Raw genomic sequence first — 12217 nt, 5'->3', positions numbered from 1 at the left:
TGTGAAAAATACTGAAATAGTCGTGCAGGGCGCACGAGCACATAATTTAAAAAATATTAATGTCACAATTCCACGTGATCAACTAGTCGTGCTAACAGGTTTATCAGGCTCAGGGAAATCATCATTAGCTTTCGATACGATTTATGCCGAGGGGCAACGTCGTTATGTAGAATCCCTTTCAGCCTATGCCCGTCAATTCCTTGGTCAAATGGATAAACCAGATGTTGATGCAATAGAGGGATTATCTCCTGCTATTTCAATCGATCAAAAAACGACGAGCCGTAACCCACGTTCTACAGTTGGGACAGTAACGGAAATCTATGATTATTTACGTTTGCTATTTGCGCGCATCGGGAAGCCTATTTGTCCGAATCATGGTATTGAAATTACGTCCCAAACGATTGAGCAAATGGTCGATCGTTTATTAACTTTTCCAGAAAGAACGAAAATGCAGTTGCTTGCTCCGATGGTATCAGGGCGTAAAGGAACGCACGTAAAGCTACTGGAAGATTTAAAAAAGCAAGGCTTTGTTCGGGTACGTATTGACGGTGATCTACGAGATTTAGATGATGCGATTGAACTTGATAAAAACAAAAAGCATTCAATCGAAGTAGTCATCGATCGTGTTGTGATGAAGGAAGGTGTCGCAGCACGTCTTAGTGATTCCTTAGAGACAGCATTACGTTTGGCAGACGGGCGCGTACTTGTTGATGTGATGGAGCATGAGGAATTATTATTTAGTGAGCATCATGCTTGTCCATTATGTGGATTTTCAATAGGTGAGCTAGAGCCTCGCATGTTTTCATTTAATAGTCCGTTTGGAGCTTGTCCGAGCTGTGATGGCTTAGGCTCGACACAAGAGGTAGATCTTGATTTAGTAGTGCCAGATTGGGATCGTAGTTTATTAGAGCATGCTATAGCACCATGGGAACCAACAAGCTCTCAATATTACCCACAATTATTAAAGGCTGTATGCGATCATTATGATATCCCAATGGACGTCCCAGTAAAGGATCTTCCGAAAGAAAAAATGGATAAAATTTTATATGGTTCTGGTAAAGAGAAAATCCATTTCCATTATGAAAATGAGTTTGGCAATGTGCGAGATCAAATGATTGAATTCGAAGGTGTTGTCCGTAATGTTGAACGACGTTTTAAGGAGACAACGTCTGATTATGTGCGTGAACAAATGGAAAAATATATGGCGCAGCAAGCATGTCCATCTTGTAAAGGCTATCGTTTAAAGCCTGAAACATTAGCAATAAAACTAGCAGATAAACATATTGGTGAAGTTACACAGTATTCAATTCAGGAAGCTGATACATTTTTCAAAGAACTGGATTTATCAGAAAAGGATATGAAAATTGCTCGACTTGTTTTACGTGAAATTGAAGAACGACTGGGCTTCCTTGTCAATGTAGGGTTAGATTATTTAACGCTAAGTCGAGCAGCAGGGACGCTTTCAGGGGGAGAAGCTCAACGAATTCGCCTTGCGACACAAATCGGCTCGCGTTTAACGGGCGTTCTCTATATTTTAGACGAGCCATCAATCGGCTTGCATCAACGTGATAATGACCGTCTTATTAGTACACTGCAAAATATGCGTGATATAGGCAATACGCTAATTGTTGTCGAACACGATGAAGATACAATGCTGGCGGCTGATTACCTCATTGATGTTGGTCCTGGTGCAGGTGTGCATGGCGGTCAAATTGTAGCGGCAGGAACACCGCAGGAAGTAATGGAAAATGAAAAGTCATTGACGGGGCAATATTTAAGTGGCAAGAAGTTTATTCCATTGCCAATTGAGCGACGCAAACCGGATGGACGCAAATTATCGATTAAAGGTGCCAAGGAAAATAATCTTCGAAACGTGAAAGTTGATATACCACTTGGCTTATTTGTTGCCGTAACAGGGGTTTCTGGTTCAGGTAAATCGACGCTTATTAATGAAATTTTATATAAATCATTGGCTCAAAAGCTTAATCGTTCGAAAGTGAAGCCAGGAGAACATAAAGAAGTAACGGGGATGGAAGAGCTCGAAAAGGTTATTGATATTGACCAATCACCAATCGGTCGTACACCTCGCTCTAACCCTGCTACGTATACAGGCGTTTTCGATGATATTCGAGATGTTTTTGCAACAACAAATGAAGCAAAGGTACGTGGCTATAAAAAAGGTCGCTTTAGCTTCAACGTTAAGGGAGGCCGCTGTGAGGCTTGTCGTGGTGACGGTATAATAAAAATTGAAATGCATTTCCTACCAGATGTTTACGTGCCGTGTGAAGTCTGCCATGGAAAGCGTTATAACCGTGAAACGCTTGAAGTGAAATATAAAGATAAGAGCATTGCAGATATTTTAGATATGACGATTGAAAATGCAGTCGTATTCTTCGAAAATATTCCGAAAATCCAACGTAAGCTACAAACGATCGTGGATGTAGGATTAGGCTATATGAAATTAGGACAACCTGCTACAACTCTATCCGGTGGTGAGGCACAGCGTGTAAAATTAGCCTCTGAATTACACCGTCGTTCAACAGGTAAATCATTCTATATTTTAGATGAGCCGACAACTGGCTTACATGCGCATGATATTGCACGTTTACTCGTTGTTTTACAGCGTCTTGTAGAAAATGGCGATTCTGTGCTAGTCATCGAACATAATTTAGATGTCATCAAAACAGCAGACTACATTATCGATTTAGGGCCTGAAGGCGGAGACAAAGGTGGTACTATTGTGGCGACAGGGACACCGGAAGAAGTCGCTGAAGTAAGTGGCTCTTATACTGGGAAATATTTAAAACCGATATTAACAAGAGATCGTATGCGTATGGAAGCTGTTTTAACAAAGGCTTCTCAATAACTATAAAAAGTTCGCAAACTCCTTAATGGGGATTTGCGAACTTTTTTTACGTGCGCTTGGCATGCTGATGTCGATAAAAAACGGAAGTTGGGTGATAAAACGTGAAAGTTAGTCGATAAACTTCAAAAGTTGGGTGACATTATGTTAAAACGTATGTCATGTGGATAAGTTGATAGTAGTGGAGGTTGGATGACCGGAACGGAAATCAACCCCACACTATTGGTAAAGAGCCTAAAAAAGATATATACCCATTATTTTCATTTATGGTGAAACTTTTCACAAAATGAATCGTATAAATAATATAACGAACTGAGGGAGGCTATTTTTATTATGCAAAATGAACGTCAACGAATTTTAGAACTTGTGGAAAAAGGAACAATTTCAGCGCAAGAGGCGATTACATTATTAGAAGCATTAGAGCAACCTAGCAAGTCCACTCAAAATGTTATGAATGATGTGGTGAATGAGGACCAGTATTCCTCAACAGAAAAAGAGCCAGTATTTAAAGATGACAGTCAAAACGATCAACAATCGCAAAAAGATGAAGATTTCTCTAAAAATTTCCAAGAAGAAATGCGAGATTTCCGTAAAGATTTAACACAAATTGGTTCACTCTTTATGGATATGATGAATACGGCAGTAAAAAAGGTCAAAGAATTTGATGTCACTTCTCCATTTGGTGATAAATTCGAGTTTACGCATACGGAAGAAGTTTCAGCAGAACGTGTAGACAAAATAATTGCTGAATTACCGAATGGCAATTTTTCATTGGAAACTGCTGAAGGAGATAGCTTCCAAGTTATTTGCAAGGTAAAGGCACCTCTTGTTAATGATAGTGAAGAAGAAACGCGCGCTAACTTCCTAGAGCAATTCGTTGTCAAGGAAGATGGAGATTCACTACGAATTTTAAGTCAACTTAAGCTTGTTCAAGTAAATGTTAAAGTACTTGTTCCAAAGGATAAATTAGAAAAATTATCAGTACGTTTAATGAACGGTAGTGTTACTTTACAAGATACGGATATCGAGCGATTAAAAGTAAAAACATTAAACGGTGCGATTAAAGGCTCTAAGTTTAACTTTGGAAAGGCAGAAGTAGATTCGTCTAATGGTTCCATTGAATTAATAAATGTTCGTGGTAAAGATTTAGAGGCTGAAACATTGAATGGCCGTGTCTATTTAGATGGCGCATTGGATGAAGTTGAAGCAAAATCGGTTAATGGACATGTTGTTGTCACAACTTGCTCTACTAATTCATCGAAAATCAAAGCACAAACAGTCGCGGGAGCTGTTGAATTGTATGTGCCACGTACAATATCGTTAAGCGGTAAAATTGTTACGAATTTTGGTAAAGTAGATGTCGGTATTCAAGACGCTTCAAAAATTGAATCACAGGATCAATTTTTATCAAAAGTAGTACGTTTTGATAAAGAAATAGAAAATGCTAATCGTTTATTTATCGAAGGTGAGTCTAAAACAGGTGCAGTATTAGTACGCTATACAACAACTGACGAGCAGCAAATTTAACAAATATAAAGCATTCAGGCTATGCAAAACAACATAGCTTGAATGCTTTTTTTTATGCTTGAAGACTCTAGAAAGCAGAAATCGACATTTCCTCAATTGGGCTCGATTTTTGTTTTCTTGTATGTCAAGTTTATGATATTTTTATGGCAATCAAATAACGAAATAACAGGAACTACCACGTAATGAAATGAAACTGTAATAATAAAGGGAGAAATAGAGTGCTATAATAGAGAACGAAATACCTCTTACATGGTAAGAGATTTAGGTGGTTTAAATATGATAGAAATGAAGAATGTGACAAAGAAGTACTCAAATGGCGTTGTTGCGACAAATGGGATTTCCGTTAACATAAAGCAAGGTGAATTTGTCTATGTTGTAGGTCCAAGTGGTGCAGGTAAATCTACATTTATTAAATTAATGTACCGTGAGGAAAAAGCTACTTCTGGAGATATCACTGTTAATGGCATAAATTTAGCAGAATTGAAAAATAAAAAGGTACCTTTTTTACGCCGTCAAATCGGTGTCGTTTTCCAAGACTTCAAACTGCTACCTCGTTTGAATGTTTATGAAAATGTAGCGTTTGCACTAGAAGTAATCGAGGAAGACCCAATAGAAATTCGCCGTCGGGTAATGGAAGTTTTAGAGCTCGTGGGGCTGAAGCAAAAGGCAAGAATGTTCCCTAATGAGCTTTCAGGTGGCGAACAGCAGCGTGTTTCGATTGCACGTTCTATTGTGAATGTGCCGAAGGTCGTTATTGCGGATGAACCTACTGGGAATCTTGACCCTGAGACATCTTGGGACATTATGAATTTATTCGAAGAAATTAATGCAAGAGGTACAACTATAGTAATGGCAACCCATAACCGTGAAATCGTAAATACGATTCGTCGTCGAGTAATTGCAATTGAAGGCGGAATGATTGTCCGTGATGAGCACGGAGGTGACTACGGCTATGAAATTTAATACGGTAAAACGTCACTTCCGAGAAAGTTTTAAGTCTCTTGGTCGTAATAGCTGGATGACTATTGCCTCAGTGAGTGCAGTAACAGTTACATTAATATTAGTAGGCGTATTCGCGCTTATTATGATGAATTTAAATAAAGTAGCATCTGATTTAGAGAACGATGTTGAAATTAAAGTGTTAATCGATGAAACAGCAGATAAAGCTGCTGAAAAAGCGCTCATGGAAAAAATAAAGAAATTACCAGATGTCGCAGAGATGAACTATTCGACAAAGGAAAATGAATTAACGAAATTAGTAAAAGATTTTGGGGACGATTTTAAACTATTTGAGCAAAGTAATCCATTACGTAATGTTATTTATGTGAAGGCTTCAGATCCTCAAAAAACAGCTACTGTTGCTAAAAAAATTGATAAATTTGAGTATACATATGACGTTATGTATGGTGAAGGCAAAGTAGAAAAACTATTTAATTTCTTAAATATTAGCCGCAACGTAGGGATAGTGCTTATTTGTGGATTATTATTTACAGCAATTTTCTTAATTTCTAATACGATTCGAATTACTATTATTGCACGTCGTGATGAAATAGAAATTATGAAACTTGTCGGAGCAACGAATTCTTTCGTGCGTATCCCATTTTTATTAGAAGGAATGTGGCTCGGAATTTTAGGTTCTATTATTCCGATTGCGGTCATCGCAACCCTTTACCACAATGTATATAAAATTATTGCGCCTCGATTAAAAGGCGAACTTGTTCAAGTACTTGATTTCTCACCTCTTGTGTACCAAGTAAGCGGTCTACTATTACTCATCGGTGTACTAATTGGTATTTGGGGAAGTTTCATGTCAGTACGTAAGTTTTTAAAAATCTAGCTTTCGTTAGGCTTCGCACTAAGTTGTGTTAGCAGGAATGACAATCAACCAAAATTAATAGTCGAAAAGGAGTTCAACCGGTGAAAAGTATGGCGAAAAACTCATTGAAAACACTTGCTACAGCATCTGCACTATTTCTTTTTATCCAAACTCCATCAGCGTATGCAACTAGTTTATCGGATTTAAAAGATGAAAAAAAACAAATTGAATCAAAAAAAGATGGCTTAAATTCATCCATCAATAATAAAACAAATGCTATTTCTGAAAATGATAACAAGCAAGAAAAATTATTAGATCAAATTAAAACATTAAATGCTGAAATCGACAAAACTAACGGTACTATCAAAAATGTATGGGCAGATATTCAATCTACAAATGAAGAGATAAAAACTTTAGAAGATTCTATTGCGGAGCTTCTACACAAAATTGAAGAGCGTGATTTATTGTTAGAGGATCGTGCTCGTGCCATTCAGGCGGGTGGTTCCGTTAGCTATTTAGACGTACTACTTAGTTCTAATAGCTTCGTAGATTTTATCGACCGATTCTCTGCGGTCAATGCATTACTTGAAGCGGATCGACAAATTATCCAGGATCAAAAAGAGGATAAGCAAAAATTAGAGGAACAAAAGCAAGTCTTAGAAGGAAAACGCCAAAAACTCGAAGATAAAAAAGCTGAGCTTGATCGTTTGAAAGCATCATTGGATGGACAGAAAGCTGAGAAAAATAAAGTAATTGATCAATTAGAAAAAGAACAAGAAAAGCTGAAGTCAGAAAAGGTATTGCTTGAAAAAGAATATTCTGAGGCTCTTGAGATTAGCGCGGAATTACAACAAAAAATCATTGATGAGCAAAATCGATTAGCTGAAGTTGCTCGTCAACAAGAAGCGAAACGTAAGGCAGCAGCCGCTGCCGCAGCCAAGGCCAATGCATCTAATTCAAGCAATAGTGGTGGTGGATCTGGATCTGGATCATCAACAGTCAATGCCCCACAATCGAATGGTACTTGGGTTAAACCAACAAATGGTCGTTTAACATCAACTTATGGCTGGCGTGAATTTGGCGGTTCAGAGTTCCATTATGGAATCGATCTTGCAAATAGTATAGGTACTCCAGTATGGGCTGCTGCTGACGGTGTTGTTTCCTATGCTGCGCCACTTAGCACATATGGTAATTGTGTCATCGTTACACATTCTATCAACGGTCAAATTTACACGACAGTGTATGCACACTTAAATTCCTTTAACGTTAGTGTTGGCACAGAAGTATCCCAAGGTCAACAAATTGCTGCCATGGGTAATACAGGACGTGTAACAGGACCGCACTTGCACTTTGAAGTGCACATCGGCCCTTGGCGAGGACAAGCAGTCGGAAGTGACAATCCACTAAAATATATTCCAATTTAAAAACTTAAAAAGCTATACATTAGGATTCTTCTAATGTATAGCTTTTTTTTTCCATTAAGTTTCTATTAAATCAAGATGAAAGCGAATGTTTGAAAAGACTAGTTAAGATTGCATAGTGTCATAAACTGAGAAGGATTGGCAGGTAGTTAGAACGAAACGTTGGGGGATCTTCGCGTTGTGTGCTTAGAAATAATAAAGAAGGATAGAAACGGCAAAGTGATGGATAAAACCATCAAAACTGTGGATAGAACCTGCGGAATGATGGATAGAACCATCATAACTGTGGATAGAACCATCAAAAAGATGGATAGAACTATCGAAACTGCGGATAGAATAGGCGAAGTGATGGATAAAACGTAAATAACGTTTTTGGAAAGCGATATAATATGCTTATCTCAATTTTTGACGTTAAAAATATATTCATCTGTAGAACCTGAGCTTTTTTAGCAGATGCATTATTTGGAAGCCTCTTTCCTAGTGTGTCATCATTTTATGTAATATATTTGTAGTATGAATACCTAGATGGGTACTTCAATAGAATTTTTCATAAAGAGTCTATTCTTTGCATGTTTCAGGGAGATTTTTTGAACACAGTGTGAAATGACAGTTCATATAAAGATAATATGCTATGCTGTAGCTATCTGGAGGATTTATTAGATGAATAATACAGAATGGTTTTCTATTCGGGCACTAACATTACCAGCAACAAATGTCGCTCTTCTTGTGGCCTTTTTCATTGTATGGCTAGTTTTACGGGTGCAATTTCCGAAGAAATGGGCGGGGGTATATGGTGACGCGATCTTTACCTTTATTATCGTTTGGAAATTTAGCATAATTGTCACTGATCTTAAAGCTGTTATCGCTCAACCATTTGCGCTCCTTTATTTTAATGGTGGGACAATTGGTGTCTTTTTAGGAGTAATGGCAGCGTCGTTACAGCTTTGGTGGAAGCGGCAACAATTTCAGTTTGACGCAACTGGAGTGGCCGCCTGTAGTTGGGCAATCATTTTAACGCAATCGATATATCAATGGCTTGTAGTGTTACTAAATGATAATCAACTCACTAGCGAAGTGATAACTTTACTTGTACTAAGTATACTAACAGTCCTCATATTATGGAAAATAACAGCTATCAATCGTGCTTTATTTTTATATACGATTGGTTTTATGATTGTTGCTCTCTTTCAGCCGTATGGTTTATGGCAACCGGCTGTAGGTGTGAGCGTCATATTACTAATATTAGGTATAGTGATTCAGCGTTTTGCTGGCACATCTAAATGATATGGTTCAAAAATGAAGTACTGAATTATTGGGAGGTAAGGAATGAAAAAAAATATTGGGCTACTTATCGTCGTGTTATTAGTAGCTGTGATGATTGGTACATATGTTAAACAGCAGATTGATAAGGATCGTGAAATTGAAACAACTTCTCTTGGAAAAGAAATGGATGAACGGAAAATTGGTTTAAGCAATGGAGATACGCCACCGGATTTTACTTTAACAAGTTTGGATGGTAAAAATGTGACTTTGAGTGAGCTTCGTGGAAAAAAAGTTGTGTTAAACTTTTGGGCAACATGGTGTCCACCGTGTAAGGCAGAAATGCCACATATGCAAAATTATTATGAACAATATGCTAAAAAAGATAATGTAGAAATAATAGCTGTCAATTTAACAACTCAAGAACGGGATGTTACAGCTGACGCAAAAGTAGACTCTGTGATGACATTTAGAGATAGCTTTGATTTAACATTCCCTATTTTACTTGATCAAGACCCGAAAAACTCAATCGGCATTGCCTATCAAATAATAACGATTCCTACAACCTATTTTATTGATTCAAATGGATATATTCAACGTGCTATTAAAGGGCCAATGAATGCAGAAATGTTAAAAAAATATGTAGATGCATTAGATTAATCAAATCAAAGAATCTGCTCGTTTTCTTGAAGAAACGAAGCAGATTTTTTATTTGTTTATAAAGCGTCCACGATTCGTGATGGAAACCCGCGGTAGGGATAAATACTAACGATTGTCGATAGAATACCTGCGCTAGAAATCAAATACTCCCGATACGCAATAGAATACTCTTGAAACAAAAATCATAGTATTCAACAAATTATTTTGAAGTTTAATCTTGTATGTTTGAAAAATAAACTTCATACAGTAGAAGAGACGGAGGAGGGAAGGTTTGCGCAAAATAATGGCTGGTGTCGGCGTACTTGCTAGTAGTCTGTTGCTAGGTAGTGGAGTTTATTTTGACTGGTTTAATTTAGGGGATAAAAAGGAGCCGGTCGTTGCAGAGGTTGATTCGATTAATGAAGCGTTGAATTTAATTGAGGAAAAATCTGTATACAGTACGAAAAAAGATGCATTGGTGGAGGGAGCACTTCGTGGTATGGCAGATGCTATAAAGGACCCTTACAGCACCTATTATTCGAAGGAAGAGGCGGAACAGCACCGACAAATGTTAGCCGAAGAAAGAGTAGGCATTGGGATTGAGCTATCTGAAAATAACGGAAAATTTATTGTTGTATCTCCAGTTCGTTCATCCCCGGCAGATAAGGCAGGAATGCGCTCTCTCGATGAAATTGTACAAGTTGATGGCGTTCGGGTAGATGGAAAAACGATGAGTGAATTAATGCATTTAATTCAAGGGGAGAAGGGGACGAAAGTAACTATTGTCGTCTATCGTCCAAGTGAAGATAAACATATTAAAATGACGATGGAACGAGCTGCAATTTCTAATAAAACAGTAACGAGCGAAGTAGTGAACGTAGAAAATGCTCCGATAGGTTATGTGGAAATCTCACTTTTTGGTGAGAAAACGGCAAATGAGTGGGTTGCCGAAACGAGTAAATTGCTTCGACAAGATATAAAAGGGTTAGTAATTGATGTGCGGGATAATCCGGGTGGTTATTTACATAGCGTCGCAGCGCTACTGAGCACAGTATTGGAGAAAGGCAAAGTGTTTGCTTATATGCAAAATGCTGAAGGTGCTATGGAACCATTAAAAACGGAATCAAAAAGCTTTGATGAAAAGTATTTGCAGACCATGTACAAGATGCCGATAGTTGTTTTACAGAATGCGGGCAGTGCATCTGCTAGTGAAGTACTTAGTGGCGCATTAAAAAGCTGGGGACGTGCCTCCCTTGTTGGTGTCAAGAGTTTCGGAAAGGGAACAGTACAGGAGTCTTGGTCGCTGAAAAATGGTGGAGAGCTTAAATTGTCCACAAATAAATGGCTGACACCAAAGCGCGAATGGATTCATGGGCAAGGTATTGAGGCTAATTTAGTGGTTGAACCAAATGAATTATTTGCTTTCCAAATGCACCCGCTATCAGGGAAATTTAAAGAGGGCGATATGAGTGAAGAAATTGCTTATACGCAAAATGCTTTGAAAAAGCTAGGTTTTAAAATTGCTCGTTTAGACGGTTACTTGGATGAATCGACGGAGGAGGCTGTTAAGCTTTATCGGGAGGATAAGAAATTGAAAAAAGCAGAAGATAATTATAATATAGACACTACCTTCTTTAATAGCTTAAACGAAACGTTGAAAAAATATAAAGAGGACCGTCAAAATGATTTACAGTTCCAAATGGCGACAAGCTTTTTATTGCACAATATTGAAGGAGAATAAAAAAGGATTTTTTTGTTGATATTTTGATTTTGTATTCCCGTATATAGCTGACTGTAGCGGAGGGCTATTGTGCTTCTGTCGCAGAGTGAAGCTTTTCACAGAAAGTGAGTAGCCCGTTGTAGCTATATAATTGATATTAGCCTTGATATAGGAACATATCTAAAGAGCATGTTTTGAAAAAATGGATCAAAGCATGCTCTTATTTAATTTTAAAACCCTTGTTCACTAAAGCCCTCATTAGCTTAGTAAGGAAATGTAAAAATGATTTTCTTATGACTCTTATAGGGGTGGTAATAACGTGTTTGCAGCATTCGATTGAGTCAGAATTTGAATTCAAATGTCATTAGAGCTTAATCCTTATTCTTTATCGCAAAATTCATATGCTTCTTTAAGATACATCTTTTCTTTTTCCACAATTCAATTGGTTTCTAATAAACAATGTACTTCCCATTTAATCACTTTAATAAGTAGAAATCTTTTTATTATATTCCCCTTATTGAACTAAACTGAATTTTAGATAACAATAAAACATTAAATTCACTTAGATTGTGAGTCTAATATTAAATTGTTTTCTTAATCATATTAAATAGGTAGTTTCTCAATGAAATGAAAAACTATCGATTTTTTTAGAAAAAGTGTTGACCTTTTTGAATTAAGAGTGTAATATTATACAAGTCGTTAAGACAGCTGCTGAAAAACGAATAACTTAAAGGCAATTAGTTATTGACATCTAGCAAACGACATGATATTATATAAGAGTTGCTGTTGAGAAACGGCAACGAAATGAACCTTGAAAACTGAACAAGCAAAACGTAATCAATATAGTTTTTAGTAGCTAACCTTGAGTTGGTGAATGAAACAAAATTTTGGACATCAAACATGATGCCAGCAAAACAATTTGAGCTAATCAAATTTCTTTTTATGGAGAGTTTGATCCTGGCTCAGGACGA

9 protein-coding genes are annotated in these 12217 nt (G+C 37.3%); all 9 read left to right on the top strand.

The window, feature by feature from the left end:
- Position 1: 1 nt before the first annotated feature.
- The 9 genes from uvrA to ACMZ42_RS20190 all read left to right on the top strand — a co-directional run bounded on the left by uvrA (position 2) and on the right by ACMZ42_RS20190 (position 11267).
- Positions 2-2866 carry an excinuclease ABC subunit UvrA gene (gene uvrA, locus ACMZ42_RS20230; RefSeq protein ID WP_415732555.1) on the top strand — a complete coding sequence of 955 codons (2865 nt, stop codon included), beginning with the start codon at positions 2-4 and terminating at the stop codon, positions 2864-2866.
- 330 nt (positions 2867-3196) lie between these two features.
- A complete protein-coding gene (locus ACMZ42_RS20225; protein ID WP_415732554.1) occupies positions 3197-4390 on the top strand; it encodes a DUF4097 family beta strand repeat-containing protein in 1194 nt (397 codons plus the stop codon).
- Between the two features lie 276 nt (positions 4391-4666).
- Positions 4667-5353 (top strand): cell division ATP-binding protein FtsE, encoded by a 687-nt coding sequence (ftsE, locus tag ACMZ42_RS20220; RefSeq protein ID WP_402872600.1) that lies wholly within the window; start codon positions 4667-4669, stop codon positions 5351-5353.
- Positions 5343-6227: a permease-like cell division protein FtsX gene (ftsX, locus tag ACMZ42_RS20215; RefSeq protein WP_370078295.1), complete on the top strand. Its 885-nt coding sequence runs from the start codon at positions 5343-5345 to the stop codon at positions 6225-6227. Before ftsE ends, ftsX begins: the two co-directional genes overlap by 11 nt.
- Positions 6228-6307: 80 nt before the next feature.
- Complete coding sequence (locus ACMZ42_RS20210) at positions 6308-7630, top strand: murein hydrolase activator EnvC family protein (RefSeq protein WP_415732553.1); 1323 nt, start codon at positions 6308-6310, stop codon at positions 7628-7630.
- A gap of 177 nt (positions 7631-7807) precedes the next feature.
- Positions 7808-7990, top strand: a complete 183-nt coding sequence (locus ACMZ42_RS20205) for a hypothetical protein (protein ID WP_370078291.1) — start codon at positions 7808-7810, stop codon at positions 7988-7990.
- 297 nt (positions 7991-8287) lie between these two features.
- Complete coding sequence (locus ACMZ42_RS20200; RefSeq protein WP_415732552.1) at positions 8288-8911, top strand: hypothetical protein; 624 nt, start codon at positions 8288-8290, stop codon at positions 8909-8911.
- 42 nt (positions 8912-8953) lie between these two features.
- Positions 8954-9547 (top strand): redoxin domain-containing protein, encoded by a 594-nt coding sequence (locus ACMZ42_RS20195; protein WP_370078287.1) that lies wholly within the window; start codon positions 8954-8956, stop codon positions 9545-9547.
- Positions 9548-9818: 271 nt separating this feature from the next.
- Positions 9819-11267, top strand: coding sequence for a S41 family peptidase (locus ACMZ42_RS20190; protein ID WP_370078285.1), 1449 nt, complete (start codon positions 9819-9821; stop codon positions 11265-11267).
- The last annotated feature ends 950 nt before the right edge of the window (positions 11268-12217 follow it).

The organism is Lysinibacillus sp. NPDC056185, assembly GCF_047737915.1.
Taxonomy (GTDB): Bacteria; Bacillota; Bacilli; order Bacillales_A; family Planococcaceae; genus Lysinibacillus.
The sequence above is the reverse complement of the archived record's forward strand: the minus strand, read 5'-3'. Positions and strand labels throughout refer to the sequence as shown.